Source organism: Mesobacillus sp. S13, from assembly GCF_020422885.1.
GTDB classification, from domain to species: domain Bacteria; phylum Bacillota; class Bacilli; order Bacillales; family Cytobacillaceae; genus Mesobacillus; species Mesobacillus selenatarsenatis_A.
Window position 1 is genome coordinate 4,331,453 of record NZ_CP084622.1, and the last position, 22,081, is coordinate 4,353,533.

Here is a 22,081-nt window from a genome sequence, read left to right on the forward strand (position 1 = left end):
CCTTAAGTCCAACATTATATTTTTCTTCGAGTATCGGCAATTTGAATCTTTTCCCTCATGAAATCAAGCAATTGTTCCCGCAATTCAGGTTTTTGTAATGCGAATTCGATCGTAGTTTCTATGAATCCTATTTTCTCTCCTACATCATATCTTTTTCCTTCAAACTCATAAGCAAACACTCTTTGGTTTTCATTCAGCCGCTGTATTGCATCAGTCAGCTGGATTTCATTTCCCGAACCTTTTTGTTGATCTTCCAGATAAATGAAGATTTCCGGCGTCAATATATACCGTCCGATAATTGCTAAATCGGACGGAGCAGTTCCGGGTGAAGGTTTTTCAATGAAGTTTTCTACTTGATAAGTCCTTTCATCACTACCTATAGGATCGATAATACCATATCGGTGTGTTTGGTCCATCGGCACCCTTTTTACCCCTATGACCGAGGCCAGGCGTTTATTATAAACCTCTTTCAATTGCATTAAACACGGGACCTCAGACTGGACAATATCATCTCCTAGCAGGACAGCAAATGGTTCATTGCCGATGAAGTTTCGGGCACACCAGACTGCATGCCCCAAACCTAGCGGCTCTTTTTGCCTAATATAATGAATATCAATCATCTTGGATATGCTCTGGATTGTTTCAAGCAATTCGTATTTTTCTTTTTCCATTAAATTCTTCTCCAGTTCAAGCGAATGATCAAAATGATCCTCTATCGCCCGCTTGCCTTTCCCCGTCACGATAATAATATCCTCGATCCCCGACTCGATCGCTTCTTCCACTATAAATTGGATTGTTGGCTTATCAACTATTGGCAGCATTTCCTTCGGCATAGCTTTTGTTGCAGGCAGAAACCTTGTTCCTAGTCCTGCCGCTGGAATTATGGCTTTCCTTATACGACTCATCCAATCCCTCCGTGAGTTTTTACAATATATATACGCTTTATTACTATTAAATAATGCCGCAAAAATAAATTCATAGTTCGGTTAATGAAATTACATTTTTTTGATTCAACTTAAAACAACTTAACATTAGATTCATAAAGAATTAAACATTAAGAGGGATAATGAGAAAAAACAGAAAGGAGCGCTTAAGGTGAAAAAAAGAGTGAATTTAGCATGCCTCCTCTTTATACTTACAGCCGCATTCTTCTACTCCATTCTCACTATTACGGAATTATTGAGAGAATTCTTTCAATCATTATGGATATGGGCTTAATTGAACTACTAACCAGAATATTTTTTTACATTTTTTTACGTTTTTTTCACTTTAGTTCTTTTTTCCTCTTCTATTTTGTCAAAAAAAGTAATATCATGATAGTAACCTAAGTCGTTTCATTTTACAGAATGGAGAATATATGGTATAAGGAGGGACTTTGAGTTAAACTAGCACTCTATCAACCATTCATTCTTACGCAATCATAATTTTATACAGCTTAGGAAATTGCACATACTGAAAGAAGGGAACGAGGATTGAAGGCAAAGATTGTCCTGCTATCTTTGATAGCTTTTTTTATGGTGGGCCTTGGGCAGTATACTGATACGGCAGAGGCAGCGACTTCTGGATGGAAATATACAGGAGGCAACTGGTACTACTATCAAAATGATGCCCCTGCAAAAGGCTGGCTGTATGATAATGGCCACTGGTATTACATGGATGGGTCCGGTGCTATGGAAACCGGATGGATACTATGGAAGAATGACTGGTATTTCCTTAATAGTGACGGTGCCATGGAAACCGGATGGCTATACTGGAAAAACAAATGGTATTACCTCGACTCCGGGGGAGCAATGGAAACCGGCTGGATCAAATCTAGCAGCAAATGGTACTTCCTTGATTCTGGCGGAGTCATGAAAACCGGCTGGCTGAATGAAAATGGAACCTACTACTATCTGCAATCAAGCGGCGCCATGAAAACTGGTTGGCTTCAGCTCGGAGCAGATACTTATTTTTTCAAAAACAGCGGGGCGAGAAGCACAGGGCTGACTCTGATTGACAATGGCCTCTATGATTTTAGCAATGATGGAGTCCTCCAAAAGAACCAGTGGCTGACGCTGGGAACAAAGCAATATTACCTTACGGATACAGGAAAAGCTGCTGTCGGCCCTTACAGCATAGACGGAAAAAAATATCTTTTCAGCGCTGAGGGAGTACTCTCAACCGGGTTTGTGAAGGTGAACGGCAGTACCTATTATGCCAATCAGGATGCTATTATCCAGACTGGCTGGAAGACGATTGACGCTGTAAAATACTATTTTAATAGCAATGGCACCATGCAGACTGGCTGGTTTACTGAATCAGGAAAAACTTATTATTTTGGCAGTAATGGAGCCATGGCAACTGGAATCATTAAGGTTGGCACACAATCCTACTATTTAAATGGTGAGGGTGTCCTTTATAAAAATGGCTTTTTCACCGTGAATGCAAAAAAATATTATGCAAATGACCAGGGTGCATTGAAATCCGGATGGATGACTCTTGATGGATCTAAATACTACTTTGGTGCTGATTTTGCCATGGATACAGGCTGGAACTACATAGGATACAGCTGGTATTATTTTGACTCACAAGGAAAAATGGACACAGGCTGGCTTCTCGACGGCGGGAATTGGTATTATCTTGATGTTAATGGCGTAATGAAAACCGGCTGGATCAAATTAAGCGGAAAATGGTATTACCTTAACAAATCAGGTGTGATGCTTACTGGTTGGTACCAGGATAATAGCAAATGGTATTATTCTAATCCAAGTGGCGTTATGCAGACAGGCTGGATTACCGATACATCTGGTAAGGAATGGTATTTGGAGACAAGCGGTGTCTGGATCCCGGTATCACGGGAGCTTGAAGGCAAGACAATTGTACTCGATCCTGGTCACGGGGGACATGACAGCGGAGCGGTATCAGGAATCATTTACGAAAAGAATATTGTTCTAAGCACCGGCCTGAAGCTTAGGGATGAATTAAGGAAACATGGCGCAAAGGTCCATATGACCCGCAGCACCGATGTCTATCTTACTCTTGGTGAACGCGTCGTCTATTCAAATACAATTATGCCTGATGCGTTTGTCAGCATACATGTTAACGCTTCTGTTTACTCACAGCCAGCTGGCATGGAAACCTACTACAATCCAAGCGGTTATTATCCTACAGCAAGCAAGACACTTGCATCATCCATCCAAACCGAGATGGTCAAAGCAACCGGCGCTGCCAACAGGGGCGTAAAAACAGCAGAGTTCGCTGTCTTGCGCGGCAATAAAGCACCTGCTGTCCTGGTTGAGATGGGCTTTATCTCAAATCCATCTGAGCGCGACAAACTGATTACATCAAGCTACCAGACAAGCGTCGTAAATGGTATGTATAAAGGATTAAGCGGATTCTTAGCTAACTAACGAATAACCTAAAGCACTGGTCTAATTAGGCCAGTGTTTTTTGTTTAGGGTTTCCCGCTTATTTAGGCACATTCCAAGGTATTTACTGCTCATTCGACAAATCCGGCAAATTCTTTGTAGTACTCACTGGTAATTTGTAGAAACTTTTGTTGTTTCAATTTTTAAAAAAGGCGGTATATAGGGATTAAAGATAACAACAGTAAAAAAAATACAATTAATAAGGAGTGTTTTTAATGAAAGTGAAAGCTGGAAGCTGGAGTATGCTAAGCCCGGAAGAAAAATTATTATTACTAACGGTCATCAGTAAACAAAATAAGAAAGGGGCAAAGAATGAATAATGCGGGACAAGCTGCCTGACTCTCCGATCATGAAACTTACGCAACAAAAATTGGGGAGACAGGCTTATGTATTTTTAAAAGCTCCGTTCATCGATCCACAGAGGTGCATTCTAGCCTCAGGCTCAGGGACCTTCTGGCCAGTAACTCCCCTTACTGCAACAGGCTTGGAAAGTCCCTTATCCCCTATAGCTCAATGCTGTAACAGCATTCAATTGCTCCCTTATATTCCCTAAAGCTTCCTTATGGGAAAGGAATTGAAAATTAAAAAGGGCAAGCGCCAGTCTTCGCTATACATGCAGCGGAAAACCGGCAACCTCCCCGTTGTGAACCTTACTTTTTCTTCGTCTTATTAGCAATCTCAATTGCCCTATCCGTTCCTTCAGCCGCCTGATCCAATGCTTCCTGAGGCGGTGTTCCCTGGTACATGTTTTCAAGTGCCGTCACGACTTGCTGGCGTGATTCTGGGAAGACAGAAATCAATGCACCCTGTGTCGCGAAGGATGGTTTAGTATCCTGCAGCTGATCTACGGTTACCTTGAATTGCGGGTATTTCTCCCACTCTTTCTTCACGACGTCTTCTTCATATGCTGCCGGGTTGATCGCAAAGTAGCCTGTGCCGATATGCCATTTCGCCTGGCTTTCAGGTGAAGCTAGGAACTTCATAAATTCCCATGCTGCCTGCTGCTTATCGTCGCCGATGCCTTTGCTCATCCATAATGAAGCACCGCCAATCGCGACTCCCTGTCTCTCTACTTCATCCGGATAAGGGATATAGGCAACACCTACATCAAATGAAGAGTTATTGATCGCGCCGGCAACACCTGCTGATGAGTCCATGTACATCGCGACTTTTCCTGTCTGGAAAGCAGCGCGGATATCATCCCAGTTCGTTCCGTAATTGCCGAAGGTTCCTGCTTTGTTCATGTCATCGAGGAACTTGAAGACGCGAAGACCTTCTTCTCCATTAAACACCGCTTTTGTCGCATCATCGGAACGGCCGTTATCATTGTCGACATATAGACCACCCTGTGTGGCGACTAGCTGTTCAAAGAACCAGCCATATGTCAGCATCGAGAATCCGAAACGTTCGTTTTTCTTCGTCAGTTTTTCCGCTGCCGCTTTCACTTCGCTAAACGTTTGCGGCGGACTTTCCGGATCAAGTCCCGCTTCTTTAAAAGCGTCCTTGTTATAAATCATTACCGGTGTCGAGGAGTTGAACGGCATCGAATACAGCTTGCCATCAACTTTATAGTAGTTAAGAATATTTTCCTCAAGTTGGGACAGGTCATATTTGTCCTTGTCAATGAATGTCTGCATCGGCTCAATGAATCCGCTTTCAATCATGTATTTCGTTCCTACTTCAAATACCTGCATGATGGCCGGCGCATTATCAGTGCCGCCAACACTGCGCAGCTTTGTCAAAGCTTCTTCATACGAACCCTGGAATTCTGCATTGACCACAACTTTATCCTGGGAATTGTTAAAATCCGCAACAATGCCATCAAGTGCTTCCTGTCCTGGTCCGGACATTGCATGCCAGAACGAGATTTCTGTTTTCTCACCAGGCTTCGTGCCGCCGTCCTTCTCCTTGTCTTTGTCATCTCCCTTGCTTGCATCATTCGAACATGCCGACATGACCAATAAGCTGAAAATCGCACTGATCACGAGAAACCATCTGAACTTTTTCACCATCTTGCTGAACACCCCTTTTATTAAAATGCTTCTGGATACCAGAAGTTGAACCCGAAATGATTTACTTGAGCGCACCCTGGGTCAGGCCTTTTTGGAGCTGCTTCTGCCCTGCAAAAAGCAAGAGCAGCGTCGGAATGATGACCACGATCACTCCCGCCATTACGACACCCCATTCGGTCGCGACTTCCTGGGATTGCAGCTGCTTCAAGCCAATTTGGACCGTCCTTACCTGATCCGTGCTTGTGACGAGCAAAGGCCATAAATACATATTCCATGTCGTCAGGAACCCGTAGGCTCCCAGCGTGACAAGGCTTGTTTTTGACACAGGAAGAATCACTCTCCAAAAGAATGCGAACTTACCGAGTCCTGCCACTTCGGCTGCCTCATGCAGTTCCTTTGGAATCGTCTTGAAGTGCTGTCGCAGCAGGAAGGTTCCGAAGGCCAATGCGAAAAATGGCACGGTCAATCCTTGATATGTGTTCATCCAATCAAGCTTTTGGATAGTAAAAAAGTTAGGAATCATCGTGGCTTCCCATGGAATCATCATCGTCGAAATAAACAGGAAGAAGATGAAATCCCTTCCCTTAAAAGGAATGAAAACAAAGGCGTATGCCGCGAGACTACAGACAACCAGCTGGCCCAGCATGACACCGAACGACACGACGAAGCTGTTGATCAGGTAATTCATCAGCGGCAGCCGGTCGAACACTTTTACATAGTTATCAAAATGGATCGATTCAGGAAAGAACTTGCCCTGGAGGATCTCCCCGCCCGACATAAAGCTGATCATGAAGGCATATAGGACCGGGAAAAAGACCAGGAAAGCCGAGACCACAAGCAAAATGTAAAACAGGATTTTTTTCGGTGTCGACATCATCATTGATAGTGCACCTTCTTTTCTCCGAGCTTGAATTGCAGGATTGTAACGATCAGGATGCAAACGAACAAAAAGACTGCCTGCGCGCTTGCGGTACCGAACTGATAGTTGACGAACGCTTCACGGTAAATGGAATACACGATCAGATTGGTTGCCTGGGAAGGGCCGCCCTTCGTTAAAATGTCCACCTGACCGAATGTCTGGAATGCATTGATCAAGGAAATCGTGATGATGAAAAACAATGTTGGCGACAGCATCGGAATCGTGATCCTGCGCAGCTGATACCAGTAGCCGGCGCCGTCAATCCTGGCGCTTTCATATAAGTATTCATCAATGTTCTGCAGCCCGCCGAGCAGGATGAGAAACGAAAACCCGATATTCATCCAGATGGTCGAGATGGAAATCGACACAAGCGCCCACTCTGGGTCAAGAAGCCATTGTATTCCTGGCAAATTCATGACATTCAGCAGCCGGTTGAACATGCCGATGCTTGGATGGAACAGGAACAGCCAGACAACAGAGGAAGCCGCGACCGAAATGCCCATCGTCGAGGAATAGACTGTCCGGAAGAAGCCAATTCCTTTCAGCTTCTCATTCGCGATCAGCGCAAGGAACAGCGCGATGATCACACCTGTTGGAACCGTATACAGGACAAACAGCACCGTCGCCTTGATACTGTTGCGGAATTCCTTTGACTCGAAAAGATAGGCGTAATTTTCAAAGCCAACAAACAATGCAGCGGCACCCTGCTGGTCAGTCAGGAAGAAGCTCAGGTAAATTGTCCGGAACATCGGGTAAAAAATGAACACCGCAAACAGAAGGATGGACGGAAACAAATACAAAAGGGCGCTGCGGGCATTGAGCGATTTTCTCCAAAAACTCAGTTTTGGAGGAGCGTCTGCTTTCATATAAACACCTCTTTATCAAACACATGGTTCTCAATGTCAGTTGGGGTCTTAATGATTTTTTCCGTCTCGCTGTCAAACAGGCAGACTGAATCATAGCTGATGACTATCGGGACCAAATCCCCGACATCAATCCTCCACTGGCCAGTCCATTTCGCCATCCATTCCCTGCCGCCCATATCGAAGGAGAAAATCGTTTCATTGCCGAGCACTTCGACATTGGCCGTCTTTACATAGATCTTATCCTCGGCCTTCGTCTCCTTTGTCGCTGCCTTCAGATGCTCAGGACGGATGCCCACAATAATTTTGTCTGTTTTTAATAGATGACGGTCCTCTACTGGGATGGCGAGTTTTGCGTCCTCACTGAACACAATTTCATCCTTTTCTTGATTGACCTCCCCCTCGCCAATATTCATCGGCGGTGAGCCAATGAATGTTGCAACAAAGGGATTGGCCGGATTATTGTAGATATCGATTGGTTTGCCAATCTGCTGGATTTTGCCGTCATGGAGAATCATGATCCTGTCGCCCATCGTCATCGCCTCGACCTGGTCATGCGTGACATAAATCATCGTGATGCCAAGCCGTCTCTGGATTTGCCGGATTTCCGACCGCATATGCGCACGCAGCTTCGCGTCGAGATTAGATAACGGCTCATCCATCAGGCAAATTGGAGCCTGGTTGACAATCGCACGTGCCAGCGCAACCCGCTGTCTCTGGCCGCCGGACAGCTCACGGGGCTTCCTTTTCAGATATGGTGTCAAGCCCAGCAATTCTGCGACATCCTCACAACGTTTTTTCCGCTCAGTCTTCGGGACTTTTTTTACATGAAGCCCGAAGATGATATTCTCTTCAACCGTTAAATGAGGATATAGAGCATAGTTCTGGAAAACCATCGAGATATCCCTTTTGCTTGGCGGCAGCCAGTTCGCCTCCACATCGCCGATTTTCAAGATTCCGCCCGTGATTTCCTCCAGGCCGGCGATCATCCGCAGCATCGTACTTTTCCCGCAGCCGGAAGGACCGACGAGTACGAAGAACTCTCCAGGCTCAATCGTGACTGTAATATCTGAAATGACTTCTGTTTTTTTATCGTATGATTTCGAAACACCAACCAATTCTACTTTTTTCATGCTCGCCACCCTTTCTCTTTCCTGAAAAAAGAGACCACAAATAATGCCTATCCATTCAGGCAGTAGATGTGGTCTCCTGGTCTCCGTCACAAAGTATTAACTTGTAAAGTTTGCATATATATTGGGAGTATATGTTAAATATTTTGCTAGTATGTTAGAAAATTACATTTCATTAAAAGTGAGGGAATCATGAGAAATATATTGCTATTGTTCCTCTGTTTGATTTTGCTGGTAGGTGCCGGTTGTGGGAGTCGCGGAGCTGCGCCAGCTTTTGTTTTGACGGAGGATTTTATCATCATCGCTCATAGAGGGGCATCGGCTTATGTGCCTGAACATACCTTGCCTGCATATGAGTTGGCTGTGAATGCAAGTGCCGATTATATCGAAATCGATTTGCAGATGACAAAAGACGGTGAATTGATCGCACTTCATGATGCGCAGTTGGACCGGACGACGAATGGCTCGGGGCTTGCAGCCACGCAAACTCTTGATGAAATCAAGACTTTGGAGGCCGGTTCGTGGTTCAATGAGCAGTATCCGCAGCTTGCCAATCCTGCCTATGAAAAGGTGGAGATCCCTACCCTTGAAGAAATCTTTCAGCGTTATGGAAAAAGCGCGAATTACTACATCGAAACCAAATCACCAGGGATGGAAGAGGAATTAATCAACCTGCTGAGGAAGCATTCTCTGATTCATTCGGAATCGAAAGTCATCATTCAATCTTTCTACAGCAAAAGCCTGAGGAAAATCCACAAGATGGAACCGAGAATTCCACTTGTCCAGCTTTATAGTTATACCGATAAAGCGAGAATCACAGACCGGGAGCTAAGATCGCTGAAAAAGTATGCATCAGGAATTGGAGCCAACTTTGGGATGGTGGATGAAGATTATATAAAAAAAGCCCATCAACATGGCTTAGCGGTCCACCTTTTTACCGTCAATAGAGACGAGGATATTCAGCAGGCTTACGAGATTGGAGCGAACGGGGTGTTTACCGATTATCCTGAAAAAAGGCCAGACACCTATTAGGTGTCCGGCCACAGTTTGCCGAGAAAATGATAACTGCATATAAATTTAGACTTAAATCGTACCCTTATTGCGCCCTTCACCTTCTCATAAGGGCACATTTAGCTATCAATCATATCCATATGACGGAGTTTTCTTTCCTACTAAGGGAAACTTTTAATTGATATTAACTGCTGATCTAAAAAAATTAATTTGGTCTACTGTCTAAGGTCAGCAACTATTAGGTATCCGGCATTTCTCGTGAAAAATTTATTTAAACGCCATCACAGCGTTGACCGCTTTTTTCCAGCCGCTGTAGAGCTGATTCCGGTCCTCTTCAGGCATTTTTGGTTCAAACTTCTTATCAATTGCCCATTGTGAGGCTATTTCCTGCTGGTCTGCCCAATAGCCAACCGCGAGTCCGGCTAGATATGCAGCACCAAGCCCAGTTGTTTCATTCACGACAGGCCTCTCGACAGGGACATTTAGGATGTCGCTCTGGAAGTTCATCAGGAAGTTATTTTTCACAGCACCGCCATCGACACGCAGCGTTTTCAGCTCGATGCCTGAATCTGCTTCCATCGCAGCCAGTACATCTTTCGTCTGGTAGGCAAGTGATTCCAGGGTGGCACGGACGAAGTGTTCCTTGCTCGTTCCGCGGGTAAGTCCGAACACCGCCCCTCTGACGTCGCTGTCCCAATAAGGCGTTCCAAGCCCAACGAAGGCTGGCACCACATAAACGCCATCCGTGGATTCCACCTTTTCAGCATATGTCTCGCTATCACTTGCATCCTTCAACATCCTCAAGCCATCCCGCAGCCACTGGAGTGCCGATCCGGCAACGAAAATACTCCCTTCGAGCGCGTATTCCACCTTGCCATTCAAGCCCCAGGCAATCGTCGTTAACAAACCGTGTTCTGACTTCACTGCTTTTTCGCCAGTATTCATCAGCATGAAGCAGCCTGTTCCGTACGTATTTTTTCCCATGCCTTCCTCAAAGCACGCCTGACCGAACAGCGCAGCTTGCTGGTCACCAGCAGCCCCAGCAATCGGAATTTCTTGCCCGAAGAAGTGATAAGGTACCGTTTTGGCATAGACCTCAGATGATGGCCGAACCTCCGGCAGCATCGTCGCTGGAACTCCGAGGATATTAAGGAGCTCCTCATCCCACTTCAGGTCATGGATATTGAACATCAGCGTGCGTGAAGCATTGCTGTAGTCTGTCACATGCACTTGGCCTCCAGATAGCTTCCAAATCAGCCAAGTATCTATTGTTCCGAACATCAGCTTCCCAGCTTCCGCTTTCTCCCTCGCACCATCTACGTTATCAAGTATCCATTTCACTTTTGTCCCCGAAAAATAAGCATCAATCAGGAGGCCTGTTTTTTCACGGAAAAGATCATTGTGCCCGGCAGCCTTCAACTCGTCACAAATCTGGCTCGTCTGCCGGGACTGCCAGACAATAGCGTTATAAACAGGCACTCCTGTTTCTTTATCCCAGACAACCGTCGTTTCCCTCTGGTTCGTGATCCCGATTCCGGCTATTTGTTCTGGTTTAACATTTGATTCCGTAAGGACACTCGCAATGACCGCCAAGATCGATCCCCAGATTTCATTCGCGTTATGCTCTACCCAGCCTGGCTTCGGAAAAAGCTGGGTAAATTCTTTTTGCGCAACGTGAACAATCTCACCCTTTTTGTTGAAGAGAATTGCCCTTGAACTCGTTGTACCCTGGTCCAAGGAAAGAATGAACTTTTCCATAATGCCCTGTACCCCCTTTAAGATGATCCACTCATTTCTAAAACATATATGTAAAAACACAAAATACTTAACTTAAATATACCTATTCAGCCCTATCTTTTCAAAAAACCAAACCTTAACAAACTTCCCCCGCAGCCCCACTTGTTAAACCCAAAAACCCCACCTTAATCAAACATTTGATTAACTACATTTCGACAAATTTCGGGTGGTGCCTGTCACCACCCCGGTTCTTTAGTACTAATTTTTCCTAATAGAATGAAAATTGACGAAAAAATGGTTGAATTTTCTATATATGTAAGTCTATCATATTAAATGTGATTAAATAGATTTGCCATTATGTTTTTCTACTATACTTATTTAGATAGGAAGTTTGTTATGGTTTTTGACGGCATTATCATTTCTTTTATCATTGCTTTGTTCCGTAAGGGGAATTTACGGGGGCTGTCAGATCTTAAATTAAAGGCTGGCTGGATTTTTCCGCTTTTATTACTAATTCAGTTTGTAGTCTACTATTTCCAAAATGACTACCGGATTTTAGGCCAATTTAGTGGAACAATATTTATGGCGGTATACATACTAGGCATGCTATTCCTGTTTTTCAACCGACAATATAAGGGCTTTAATATTATATTAATAGGAGTATTTCTGAACTTTCTGGTGATGGCCTTGAATGGTGGAAGAATGCCCGTATCGGCAGAAGCAGCCGCCGTTCTTGACCCTAATTTTATCCAGGCACTTAAGGATGGCTTATATGCAAAACATGCCCTACTTGATTCATCCACAAAGCTAGGGATGCTGGGAGATATCATCCCATTAACAGACCCATACCCTCGCACCCAAGTCATCTCGATTGGTGATGTTATCATGAATATCGGAATCTTCCTCTTTATTCAGTGTTTGATGGTAGAGATGCCTAAAAATAAAGAGGTTCAAGATATCAATATGTCAGCAGAGGGAGGTGGATTGTGATGAAAAAAGAGAAAAAAGGAATCAAGGTTACTGCAGTACTATATAATGCAATTATTCTTGCCTCAGTTATTGTCGCACTAACATCTGGATTTAAAGTAGTCTAAAGTTTTAAGGGAGAAGTTAGCAATTAACTTCTCCTTACCTTTTTATTGAGAGTGATGATTATGAAGCTTTTTAAAACGCCTTTTAACGTGTACATATCGATTCTATCTTTCATCGGTGTTCTCACCACTATTAATTTTATGGATCAACTCACTTACTCACCCAGTGAGTGGGTAACAATATTATCATTAACAGGGTCAATATTATTACTGAGTCACTACCATATACTTTTACCCCCAAAGGGGAATTCTCTTTCTATGGATTCCTCTATTTATCTAGCTAGCCTTTTTTTATTTGGCCTAGACTTTACACTATTTATATTGGTATTGTCAGCGTCAATTTTTGCTCTTACCCAAAGAAAAGTTGTCTGGTGGAAGCATCTATTCAATTTTTCAATCTATTCTCTAATGCTCATTAGTGCTTATTATATTTTTGTTTTTACAGGAGGCACTATAGGAAACATCCATCTCACCAATTTAGTACCTTATATTTCAGCTTTAAGCATGTACTTTTTCGCTAATGTTATATTAATAGGCATATACTTTCTATTAATGGCTGCTGAAAGTCTTACTACCGTCTTGCGTGGCATTGTAAAAGAAACCATCGCAACATATGTCAGTACGCTATTGTTGTCCTTAGTTCTAGTTATTTTGATTAGCTCTCAAAAAACTTTCGGCTTATTCTTATTCATTACCATATCTTTCTTATTATCACAGGCTTTCAAACAACATTTTGAGCTTTACAAAGAAATGTCTGAAAAGGCCAATAAAGACTATCTTACCGGTTTGAATAACCATGGTTATTTTAAAGAGCTTTTTGAAAAAGAGATTTCAATCGCCAGGGAATCCGAGCAGCCTCTGAGTGTCGGGCTTTTGGATTTGGATGATTTTAAAAAATATAATGATATTTACGGCCATATTCAGGGAGATCAGCTCCTTAAGGAATTTGGCTCCATTCTTTTAAAAGAATCGAAAGCAAGAGGTTATACTGTTGCCCGTTATGGTGGCGAAGAATTCTCGATCCTTTTACCTGATACAACCTCATCTGAAGCTTATTTGTTTTTAAACGATGTGCGTAAAAAGGTGAATGACACCCTCTTCAAAGGAGTAGAAGCGCTGCCATACGGTTGTTTATCCTTTTCCGCTGGATTGGCTCAATGGGAAAAAGAAACCTACAGCATATCAGAGTTGATGAACAAAGCAGATGAAGCAATGTATTTTGCCAAGGCTCAGGGGAAAAATTTGGTGCAAGTCTATCAACCGCTGCTAAAGAGTCTTGATGATTCCCAGTCATTTGAAAAGCAGCTGGAAGAGGCAGAGCAGCAGTTGAAAATTTTCCTTTCGAAGGATGTGTATACATATAGACACAGTAAGCGTGTATTCCAGTACGCAGTTGATTTTGGCAGGAAGCTTGAACTCCCAGATCATGAGCAAAAATTATTTACTCTCGGAGCATTGATTCACGACATTGGCAAGCTTGAAATCCCTCGCGATGTCATCAATAAAAAAGGGAAACTTGAGCCGCATGAGTGGGAAATGGTCAAGAAGCATGTCACATGGGGTAAGGAAATCATTTCAACCAACAAAGAACTTGAGGAGCTTATTCCTCTGGTCGAACTGCATCATGAGCGATATGATGGAAAAGGATATCCATATGGGCTACAAGGTGAGAACATCCCTAAGCTTGCTCGTTTATTATGTATTGTTGACTCCTTTGACGCGATGACGACAGAACGGCCATACCAAAGAACAAAATCTTTCGAGGAAGCGATACAGGAACTTCAGGTTTGTGCCGGGAACCAATTCGATGCGCGCTATGTTGAACCTTTTATCGAGATGATTGAAGAACGACATTTTTTAAACCAGGAAAAAAAGCTTTCATTACAGCATTAAAAAAGGACATCCATAATACGGATGTCCTTTTCCTGTTTTCATTGGATACTCTGGTGCCAGTTCCAGGCACTGCTGATGATTTGCTCCAAATCCCGTTCAGCCTTCCACCCAAGTGCCTGACGGATTTTTTCCGAGGAAGCGACCAGTCTAGCCGGGTCACCTGCACGACGCTCTGCGATAATGACATTAGCTTTCCTGCCAGTCACACTCTCACAAGTATCGATAACCTCTTTGACAGAATACCCTTGTCCGTTGCCAAGATTATATGTGGCGGTTTTGCTTTTTTCAGCTAGCAAAGAGTCAAGCGCTGCTATATGGGCTTGAGCGAGATCAGTGACATGGATGTAATCACGGATGCATGTGCCATCCGGCGTGTCATAATCGTCGCCAAATACGGATATTTGCTCGCGCTGGCCCAGCAGATGCTGAAGGATGATTGGAATCAAGTGCGTCTCTGGATCATGCTGCTCGCCGATCCTGCCAGATTCGCTCGCTCCCGCAGCGTTGAAATAGCGCAAAACAACGTAGTGCAGATCATACGCCGTTGCGAAATCAGCCAATATATTCTCGACCATGAGCTTTGACTGGCCATATGGATTGATTGGCTGTGTTCGGCTGTCTTCACGGATGATGTTCACATCCGGAATACCGTATGTCGCGGCCGTTGATGAGAAGATGAAGTTCTTCACATTGTATTTAAGCATGATTTTTAATAGTGTAAGCGTGGCAGCGACATTATTTTCATAGTATTTCAGAGGATCCGTCACCGACTCCCCAACAAGACTATTAGCCGCAAAGTGCATTACTGCATTAATCGGATATTTGCTGAAAACGGACTCCAGGTCACTTTCACTGCCCAAATCCCCTTCAACGAAAACAGCCTGAGCGTCCACCGCTCCCCTGTGCCCAGTCGACAAATTATCAAGCACCACAACCTCATGCGTTCTCACAAGCTCCTCAACAAGATGACTGCCAATATAGCCAGCACCACCAACAACAAGAATCATCTAAAAAAACTCCCCTACAATAAACTCCCATTAATGATAGCCCGATATCAACAGATTTACAATAACTTACAACACAAAATTCAGGCGGTGACATTCGGGCGGTGACACGGGCGGTGACAGGCACCTGTCGAAGCGAAGAATACAGACCAAATACACGCTGTATAGCCATTCGACAAATTTCGGGTGGTGACAGGCACCACCCGAAAAAGGTACCATCCGAAAAAGGTACCATCCGAAAAAGACACCACCGCGAAATTAATCTAGTAATTCCTCAACTCGCTTTCTGGGGTTTGGATGATGGCTGGGTTCTTAGCCGGGTCTAGCCATTTCAGAATGGAGATGACCTGGTTTTGTGATGTGGCTGTGCAACCAAGGGTGTAGTTAGTTCCTACGTGGAAGAAGATGGCTGAGCCGGCGCCAGGCACTCGTTTTTCTGTGTTGTAGTTAATCACGAATCCGTAGTTATACAATGGTATGTCCATTTTTTCTGCGCTGTTCCACTGGTCATTATTGGCAGATGCCTTTTGCCAGGTGTTGTACAAGTTGGATGATGGATCGTCTACCCAGACATCGTCACTAGTAATTCTCTGGTAAGGAAGCTTTGTTCCCGGATTTTCGTACCTCCCAAAGGCAGTACCAATTGAATATTTCCCCCGAGGAGATTCTTTCCCTCCTTCCTTCATTACGTCAGCGAATCCATATTTCCCAAGAAACCCTGATATATTCATGCGTTCATACCACTTACCGTCAACTTTTTCGTAGGTCCTGATTTTTGCATTATAGCTGCTATATCCATTAGACGTGACCAAAATTATTTGATCATGCTCCCAAACACTTTCCATTTCATCGACAATTGTATTTTTAACCCAGACTCCATCGTCCTTAAAGTAATTCCACTCATGGCCGAACCAGATCCACCCCGTCTGCATGATGCCGCTCCGATTAAGGAAGTACCAGCGGCCATTTTCCTGCAGCCATCCGGTCTTCATCGCCCCACCAGCCTCAAGGTAATACCACTTGCCACCTTCTTTAAGCCAGCCCGTCTTCATGGCGCCGCTTTTTTTATCAAGATAATACCACTTATAAGAATCATACAGCCATCCCGTTTTCATGGCGCCATTTTTCCCGAGATTATACCAGGTGCCTGAATGCTTGTACCACCCTGTCTTCATCACTCCTGTATCACTCAAAAAGTACCAGGTTCCTCCGTCATTGATCCAACCAGTCTTCATGACACCGCTTTTGCCATCAAGATAATACCATTTGTAAGAATCATAGAGCCAGCCCGTTTTCATCTCACCATTCTTTTGCATGAAATACCATTTGCCGCCGTATGACAGCCATCCAGCGTGCATAGCTCCTGTACTTTTCAAAAAGTACCAGGAATCACCTTCTTTTAGCCATCCCGTTCTCATGGCTCCCGTTTCATTTGAAAAATAATACCATTTCCCATCAATTACTTTCCATCCTTTTACAGATTCATCATTTTCATAGTAAAAGTATTGGCCCCCTTCTCGTACCCAACCTTCTTCTGCTGCAGCAGGTTCCGGCAATAAAAAACTGAAACCAAAAAGTAAAACTGCTCCAAACATCCATCCGCTTATTCTTTTAAACAATCCTTTTCCCCCTTCAAAAAATGTCCTTGAGTCCATTGTAAATAAATCTAGCTTAAAAAGAATGAGTAAGTAGTCACCAAAATGGCAAGCGATTCGACAATAATCCCGTCAAAGAGCATCCTACCGACTCGCTTTTCCGGGCTTATGCTTATCACAAAATCCTCGAGGAAGAGGGATGAAATTAGCCAGACGCTGGACCAGAAATCAGTACATCTGACAACTGCCTAGTCCAAAATAAAAAGCCTGTTCCATCATGGCATGCATAGGAACAGGCTTTGCTTAAATTCTATCTGATTTTATATGGATTCAAGCCTTCATCTTCCAAAATGCAAAGCCCCTTTTTAGGTTCAAGGTAAAAAGTCAACGGACTTTGGCTATTTTTTAACATTGCTTCCCTTAAATCCTCGGCTTTCTGGCGTTTTTGATTAAAAGAGGATTCCTTCATTTCTATGATAAAAGTATGATTATAGCTTAGATATACTTCTGTCCTTCTGACTCCAAGCGGTTTTGTCTTTTTGACGTGCATGAGTGAAAACCAGACACAAAAATCATTATTGTACGACTTTGTAGGGAAGAGCCAAATCCCCAGATGACAATTCACCTTGATAGGGCACATATGTATGTCACCAAGGATTTGTTTCGAGGTTTCCCTCACACTCTGAAAATTCGATCCGAGCAACTGAAGAGAATTATTAATCACCTGCATTGGTCTCTGGTTCACAAGGAAGGTTTTTTCCCCTTCGATAACTCTTGTGCACAGTCTGCCGAAGCGATCATATTCACCCGTTATGAGAACTGTATTTTCATTCACTAAGTATTCCTGCAAGTTAATCAAATTAGCACCTTCTCTATATTGATTTATTCAACAATTAGAGTATACTAACATAGTTGGTATACCCAACGGCAAGTCCTCGGGAATGGTCGGGCAGACTGTTAATTCCCGGGGCTTTTCTTTTTTCCACTCAATTTTTCACCTCCTCTTGACTTTGCCTACCGGAATTATCCTTGAATCCCAAATAACCCCTTAAGGTATATTATGTCTGGTCTATAAATAAAAGTAAATCTGTATTTTCTGATAATATTATTTCTGCTCAATCGCTAATAACAACACAATATTGAATTAAATTCACTTTTCTACTATAATGTATAACTTCTTTTTCCAATTGTGGGCGTTTTTATAAAAGAAACATCCTTTTCATATATTATTAAACTAATTATTATGACCTACACCACATGAAAACCAGCTAAAAAATTTTTTCGACATTCGCCTTAAAACTTTCACAATTACATTCCAATCTTTATATCTTTGCAGATGAATAACAAATTCACTGCCTCAAAATTCAATTTTCGAGCCTAAAACCATATAAAAATGGCATTTTCACCTTCCAAAATTCAATTTTTAAGATTCGCTCAATCTATCTGCTAACAGTATGTTTAAGCTACCCGGGAATACATTGAACGCGCGCGTCCCGAAAGGATTCGCAATGGAAAACTTCGACCAGTTAGCAAGACAATACGAACCGATGATCCATAAAATCATCCACTCCCTTCATATTTTTAAAAGGAGAGAAGATTTCGTACACATTGGTTTGATCAGCCTATGGGAAGCTAGTTTATCCTATGACTTAACAAAAGGGGAATTCAAAAATTACGCCTATTCATATATTAGGGGCAGAATTTTGCAGGAAATGAATAGGAACAACAGATATGAGGAGAGAAGCATCTACCCCAGGGACGAATATTGGGAAACTGTGGAGGACTACAATTCTGAAACTCCATTAGAGGAAGAGTTCCTTCTCAGTTACTGCAAGGGGCTGACCGAAAAAGAGACAAAATGGGTGCTTTACACCTGCATCGATTTTCTATCAATCAGGGAAATATCTGAAAAGGAAAACGTCTCCTTATCTGCAGTCAAACAATGGCGAAAAGGAGCAAAGCAAAAACTTCAACACAATATTGAAATCATAGACTAGCAAAGAACAAAAAAGCCTGAAACCATATTCTTGGGCTTCAGGCTTTCATGTTTTTGATTGCGTCCATTTTACCACTTTACAATGCATCCTTCCAATTGGCTGAGGTTAACTTCATGAATCTTTCCTTGTCTTTGTTGGCAAGGGCCATATCAATTTCTTCAACCCTCTTTTTCTCAAGGAATTCGTTTTGAACTTTTTGAATAACCTTATTGGCACCGTCCGTATAGCGCGTTTTTTCCCGCTTTAAAATTAACTGAGTATTATCCGTATCCGTCATAGCATCCATATACACATTCAAGTCCAGCTCTTGCTTAAAATGGTTGGAATTCTTATCGTTATTCATCATCAATCCCTACTTTCTGTGGGTTTAATTGTTAGTTACTATTTACCCAAAATCCATAAAAACTAACACGTCATCACCTATTTCACTAAATTACCCACCAACATAAAAAGAGCAAACCAGCACAAAAGCCAGTTCACTCCTCTAGAAAATTCGACAGATTTCGGGTGGTGACAGGCACCTCAACTCTTCTGTATGATTCCGGAAAGTGGGAAGTCAGCTGCCGATACTTTTTTGTAACTTCCTTTAAAACTATCAATTACCGAATTTATCAGGACCTCTACCTTTAAATATACCGGGGCATCTAGCTTTGGATTTAAATAAAACCTATAGCTGCTCCAAGGATAATCCTCTGGCCGCTCTACAATATGCGCCCTTACCGGATTCATATGGATATAACGGCTGACTTCATACATGCCAATTGGACCTAAAATTACCTGGTCAAAGTACCTCTTTTCAAAAACATGCCCAGATTGTTTGTACTTGTTATTAAAGTAGTTTGCATACCGCTTATTCACGATCGACATCACCTTCGAAATAGAGAATGCCTCTGTCCGAATTTGAATATGGTAATGGTTTGTCATCAAGCAATAGGAAGTTATTTCGAAAGGGAATTTTTCGTAAGTTTGCAGGAGAATGTAGAGAAATGCTTCGAAGTCATCTGAGGATAGAAATAGAGGTTCACGCCGATTGCCACGGCTGACAACGTGATAAAAATACTCCGGAGACCATGTTTTCAATTTTCGGCCCACCTCAGTCACCTCCCCGAGCAGAACACATAATACAATCAAGCTCCATTAAAAAAACTGACAACAACATAATCACTCCATTCAAATTTTATTATAAGTGCAAAAATAGCACCTGAAAAACCCAGGGAAGAAAAAACCCCCGCCCCCATAATATTCGCCACAAATTAATCCACTCCTCCCCAATCAACCGACAAATTTCGGGCGGTGCCCTTCACCACCCAAAATGCCGCCACAAAATATTAATCCGCTCGGATTGAAGCCTTTTAAAACTGAATCCTTTAAAGATAAGGACTCACTTAAAGTGGTGAGGTCTCATTTTTCTTCCAATCATTTTTCTCAAATTTCAGCATCCAACAATATTTTCTAAATTTTCTAGGTTTATAGTTTACAAAAATAGCGAAAGTTGGTACCATTGTTTTGCGTTCAATTTTTGAACGTTCAATTAGTGAATGAAAAGAATCATAGATAAATTAAGGGTGGATCCAACCCCACCCAACAAAGGCGGTGAAAAACTCACATGGAATTATTCGACAAATTTCGGGTGGTGACAGGCACCCAAAATCGTACCTCAACAACTGAAAACTCATTCAAAATAGGATTCGACAAATTTCGGGCGGTGACAGGCACCTTGATTTTTCTCTTGCCTGCTCTAATCCCGCTGGGGGTTTTCTGGGTTTATCCGATGTTTTATTCGTTGTACATAAGTTTTACGGATTGGGATTATATGAGTTCTGATTATAGTTTTGTTGGGTTGGGGAATTATTTTGATTTGTTTGGGGATCCGCTATTTTATGGGGTGCTCTGGAATACGTTGTATTTTAGTGTTGGTGTGGTGGTTCCTTCTGTGTTTGGCGGGCTTCTGCTGGCTCTTTTGCTGGTGAGGAAGCAAAAGGGCATGGGTTTTTACCGGACGTTGATTTTCTCGCCTTGGGTGACTCCTGCTGTTGCCGTGTCGATCGTCTGGTCGTGGATTTACGAGCCTCAAGTGGGATTGGCAAACTGGCTGCTGACATCCTTCAACCTGCCAGCTTTGGAGTGGACAAGCAGCACTACTTGGGCGATGCCTGCTGTCATCATCGTCACCATTTGGAAGGGACTCGGCTGGTGCATGATTTTTTACCTGAACGCTTTAAAAAAAGTTCCACAATCCTTGTATGAAGCTGCATCACTTGATGGTGCATCCTCCATGCAGAGATTCCTGTATATCACTTTGCCGTTAATCTCCCCCACTACCCTATTCCTGGTCATCATCACCGCTGTTGATGCTCTTCAAGCGTATGACCAGATCCAGGTACTGACCCAGGGCGGACCAGCGGGAAGCACAAGAACCATTCTGTATATGTACTATCAGTCAGCCTTCGAACAGTTCAACATGGGACAGGCTACAGCAGTCGCTACCGTTCTGGTCATTTTGACTGCATCATTATCTCTGCTCCAGTTCATTCTGTCGCGCAAATGGGTTCACTATCAATGAGGAAAGGAATGGATCACAAGTGATGGCGAAGCTTTTTTTAAAAAAAACTATTAAACACCTATTCTTGTTGCTATTCAGCTTTGTAATGGTTTTTCCATTCCTCTGGATGGTTGTCAGTGCACTGAAAACAAAGGATGAGATATTCCATTTCCCGCCGACGATGTGGCCGGACTCTCCAATGTGGCACCATTTTACTGAGGCCTGGCAGCTGGCACCGTTTGGACAATACATATTCAATAGCACATTCACCGCTGTTGCTATCGTTGCCATTCAGGTTGTGAACTCCGCACTTATTGCCTATGCGTTCACACATTTCAAATTCCGTGGTAAAAATCTGCTATTTGGAATCGTTCTGCTGACATACATGCTCCCCGCTGCAGCAACATATGTCCCGAGCTACGTGATCCTGGCAAATTTCAACCTGCTTGATACGCATACAGGTTTGATCTTATCGAATGCAGCCAGCGTTCTCGGAATCTTCCTGTTCAGGCAGGCTTTCATGCAGATTCCAAGAGAACTTGTCGAGGCGGCAACAATGGATGGCGCAAATCATTGGCGAATTTTATGGAAAGTGGTTTATCCGCTTTCGAAGCCGACTTTTTTAACATTCACCTTGATTAGTTTTGTACAAAACTACAATAGCTACCTATGGCCTACCCTAATTTTAAACAGCGAAGAAAAGCAACTTGTCACGACTGGACTAAGGCAATTTTTCATACAGGAAGGCGCTTATGGAATACAATGGCCACTCATCATGGCGGCGAGTTCTTTCGCGGTCATTCCACTATTGATTTTATTTGCCTTCGCGCAAAAATGGTTCATATCAGGTATTAGCGATCAAGGATTAAAAGGATAAAGG

Annotated in this window: 18 protein-coding genes; 7 read left to right on the plus strand and 11 right to left on the minus strand. The window is 43.1% G+C overall.

Annotation, left to right across the window (positions count from 1 at the left end; all coding sequences use genetic code 11):
* Window positions 1–14: 14 nt before the first annotated feature.
* The gene (galU, locus tag LGO15_RS22025) at window positions 15–905 is read right to left on the minus strand and encodes a UTP--glucose-1-phosphate uridylyltransferase GalU (RefSeq protein ID WP_167834559.1); all 891 of its coding nucleotides are present in this window, start codon (window positions 903–905) and stop codon (window positions 15–17) included.
* 567 nt (window positions 906–1,472) lie between these two features.
* Here galU and LGO15_RS22030 point away from each other — a divergent pair.
* Window positions 1,473–3,389 (plus strand): N-acetylmuramoyl-L-alanine amidase, encoded by a 1,917-nt coding sequence (locus LGO15_RS22030; RefSeq protein ID WP_226085965.1) that lies wholly within the window; start codon window positions 1,473–1,475, stop codon window positions 3,387–3,389.
* 668 nt (window positions 3,390–4,057) lie between these two features.
* Here LGO15_RS22030 and LGO15_RS22035 read toward each other — a convergent pair.
* The 4 genes from LGO15_RS22035 to LGO15_RS22050 form a co-directional block, all read right to left on the minus strand.
* Window positions 4,058–5,419, minus strand: coding sequence for an ABC transporter substrate-binding protein (locus tag LGO15_RS22035; RefSeq protein WP_226085967.1), 1,362 nt, complete (start codon window positions 5,417–5,419; stop codon window positions 4,058–4,060).
* A gap of 61 nt (window positions 5,420–5,480) precedes the next feature.
* The gene (locus LGO15_RS22040; protein ID WP_226087961.1) at window positions 5,481–6,293 is read right to left on the minus strand and encodes a carbohydrate ABC transporter permease; all 813 of its coding nucleotides are present in this window, start codon (window positions 6,291–6,293) and stop codon (window positions 5,481–5,483) included.
* Window positions 6,294–6,295: 2 nt separating this feature from the next.
* The gene (locus LGO15_RS22045; RefSeq protein WP_226085968.1) at window positions 6,296–7,204 is read right to left on the minus strand and encodes a carbohydrate ABC transporter permease; all 909 of its coding nucleotides are present in this window, start codon (window positions 7,202–7,204) and stop codon (window positions 6,296–6,298) included.
* Window positions 7,201–8,334 (minus strand): ABC transporter ATP-binding protein, encoded by a 1,134-nt coding sequence (locus LGO15_RS22050; protein WP_226085970.1) that lies wholly within the window; start codon window positions 8,332–8,334, stop codon window positions 7,201–7,203. Before LGO15_RS22050 ends, LGO15_RS22045 begins: the two co-directional genes overlap by 4 nt.
* A gap of 189 nt (window positions 8,335–8,523) precedes the next feature.
* On the opposite strand from LGO15_RS22050, the gene LGO15_RS22055 reads away from it, so the two are divergent.
* Entirely contained in the window at window positions 8,524–9,363 is an 840-nt protein-coding gene (locus tag LGO15_RS22055) for a glycerophosphodiester phosphodiesterase (RefSeq protein WP_226085971.1), read from the plus strand.
* A gap of 246 nt (window positions 9,364–9,609) precedes the next feature.
* Here LGO15_RS22055 and glpK read toward each other — a convergent pair whose 3' ends face one another.
* Window positions 9,610–11,100 carry a glycerol kinase GlpK gene (glpK, locus tag LGO15_RS22060; RefSeq protein WP_226085973.1) on the minus strand — a complete coding sequence of 497 codons (1,491 nt, stop codon included), beginning with the start codon at window positions 11,098–11,100 and terminating at the stop codon, window positions 9,610–9,612.
* 375 nt (window positions 11,101–11,475) lie between these two features.
* On the opposite strand from glpK, the gene LGO15_RS22065 reads away from it, so the two are divergent.
* Both LGO15_RS22065 and LGO15_RS22070 read left to right on the plus strand, forming a co-directional pair.
* On the plus strand, window positions 11,476–12,069 hold the full coding sequence (locus LGO15_RS22065; protein WP_167834296.1) for a DUF5317 domain-containing protein: 594 nt from the start codon (window positions 11,476–11,478) through the stop codon (window positions 12,067–12,069).
* Window positions 12,070–12,920: 851 nt separating this feature from the next.
* A complete protein-coding gene (locus LGO15_RS22070; RefSeq protein WP_226085975.1) occupies window positions 12,921–14,063 on the plus strand; it encodes a diguanylate cyclase in 1,143 nt (380 codons plus the stop codon).
* Between the two features lie 38 nt (window positions 14,064–14,101).
* Here the strand turns inward: LGO15_RS22070 and galE are convergent, their stop codons facing one another.
* The 3 genes from galE to LGO15_RS22085 all read right to left on the minus strand — a co-directional run bounded on the left by galE (window position 14,102) and on the right by LGO15_RS22085 (window position 17,521).
* Window positions 14,102–15,070, minus strand: a complete 969-nt coding sequence (gene galE / locus LGO15_RS22075) for a UDP-glucose 4-epimerase GalE (protein WP_226085976.1) — start codon at window positions 15,068–15,070, stop codon at window positions 14,102–14,104.
* A gap of 260 nt (window positions 15,071–15,330) precedes the next feature.
* The gene (locus tag LGO15_RS22080) at window positions 15,331–16,686 is read right to left on the minus strand and encodes a L,D-transpeptidase family protein (RefSeq protein ID WP_226085978.1); all 1,356 of its coding nucleotides are present in this window, start codon (window positions 16,684–16,686) and stop codon (window positions 15,331–15,333) included.
* 286 nt (window positions 16,687–16,972) lie between these two features.
* Window positions 16,973–17,521: a competence protein ComK gene (locus tag LGO15_RS22085; protein WP_167834299.1), complete on the minus strand. Its 549-nt coding sequence runs from the start codon at window positions 17,519–17,521 to the stop codon at window positions 16,973–16,975.
* 649 nt (window positions 17,522–18,170) lie between these two features.
* Here LGO15_RS22085 and LGO15_RS22090 point away from each other — a divergent pair.
* Entirely contained in the window at window positions 18,171–18,659 is a 489-nt protein-coding gene (locus LGO15_RS22090; protein WP_226085984.1) for a sigma-70 family RNA polymerase sigma factor, read from the plus strand.
* A gap of 76 nt (window positions 18,660–18,735) precedes the next feature.
* On the opposite strand, the gene LGO15_RS22095 is transcribed toward LGO15_RS22090, so the two are convergent.
* Entirely contained in the window at window positions 18,736–19,005 is a 270-nt protein-coding gene (locus LGO15_RS22095) for an IDEAL domain-containing protein (protein ID WP_226085989.1), read from the minus strand.
* A gap of 176 nt (window positions 19,006–19,181) precedes the next feature.
* Window positions 19,182–19,739 carry a transposase gene (locus LGO15_RS22100; RefSeq protein WP_318999805.1) on the minus strand — a complete coding sequence of 186 codons (558 nt, stop codon included), beginning with the start codon at window positions 19,737–19,739 and terminating at the stop codon, window positions 19,182–19,184.
* Between the two features lie 691 nt (window positions 19,740–20,430).
* Here LGO15_RS22100 and LGO15_RS22105 point away from each other — a divergent pair.
* Window positions 20,431–21,222 carry a carbohydrate ABC transporter permease gene (locus LGO15_RS22105; protein ID WP_226085999.1) on the plus strand — a complete coding sequence of 264 codons (792 nt, stop codon included), beginning with the start codon at window positions 20,431–20,433 and terminating at the stop codon, window positions 21,220–21,222.
* Between the two features lie 22 nt (window positions 21,223–21,244).
* Complete coding sequence (locus LGO15_RS22110) at window positions 21,245–22,078, plus strand: carbohydrate ABC transporter permease (RefSeq protein ID WP_226086000.1); 834 nt, start codon at window positions 21,245–21,247, stop codon at window positions 22,076–22,078.
* The last annotated feature ends 3 nt before the right edge of the window (window positions 22,079–22,081 follow it).

Excerpts from the sequence above, each read along its gene's own strand:
- LGO15_RS22070 (WP_226085975.1), top strand. The coding sequence starts at position 12,921 with ATGTCTGAAAAGGCCAATAAAGACTATCTTACCGGTTTGAATAACCAT.
- LGO15_RS22110 (WP_226086000.1), top strand. The coding sequence starts at position 21,245 with ATGGCGAAGCTTTTTTTAAAAAAAACTATTAAACACCTATTCTTGTTG.
- LGO15_RS22035 (WP_226085967.1), bottom strand. The coding sequence starts at position 5,419 with ATGGTGAAAAAGTTCAGATGGTTTCTCGTGATCAGTGCGATTTTCAGC.
- glpK (WP_226085973.1), bottom strand. The coding sequence starts at position 11,100 with ATGGAAAAGTTCATTCTTTCCTTGGACCAGGGTACAACGAGTTCAAGG.
- LGO15_RS22105 (WP_226085999.1), top strand. The coding sequence starts at position 20,431 with ATGTTTTATTCGTTGTACATAAGTTTTACGGATTGGGATTATATGAGT.
- galU (WP_167834559.1), bottom strand. The coding sequence starts at position 905 with ATGAGTCGTATAAGGAAAGCCATAATTCCAGCGGCAGGACTAGGAACA.
- LGO15_RS22055 (WP_226085971.1), top strand. The coding sequence starts at position 8,524 with ATGAGAAATATATTGCTATTGTTCCTCTGTTTGATTTTGCTGGTAGGT.
- galE (WP_226085976.1), bottom strand. The coding sequence starts at position 15,070 with ATGATTCTTGTTGTTGGTGGTGCTGGCTATATTGGCAGTCATCTTGTT.
- LGO15_RS22045 (WP_226085968.1), bottom strand. The coding sequence starts at position 7,204 with ATGAAAGCAGACGCTCCTCCAAAACTGAGTTTTTGGAGAAAATCGCTC.
- LGO15_RS22050 (WP_226085970.1), bottom strand. The coding sequence starts at position 8,334 with ATGAAAAAAGTAGAATTGGTTGGTGTTTCGAAATCATACGATAAAAAA.
- LGO15_RS22090 (WP_226085984.1), top strand. The coding sequence starts at position 18,171 with ATGGAAAACTTCGACCAGTTAGCAAGACAATACGAACCGATGATCCAT.
- LGO15_RS22095 (WP_226085989.1), bottom strand. The coding sequence starts at position 19,005 with ATGATGAATAACGATAAGAATTCCAACCATTTTAAGCAAGAGCTGGAC.
- LGO15_RS22040 (WP_226087961.1), bottom strand. The coding sequence starts at position 6,293 with ATGTCGACACCGAAAAAAATCCTGTTTTACATTTTGCTTGTGGTCTCG.
- LGO15_RS22065 (WP_167834296.1), top strand. The coding sequence starts at position 11,476 with ATGGTTTTTGACGGCATTATCATTTCTTTTATCATTGCTTTGTTCCGT.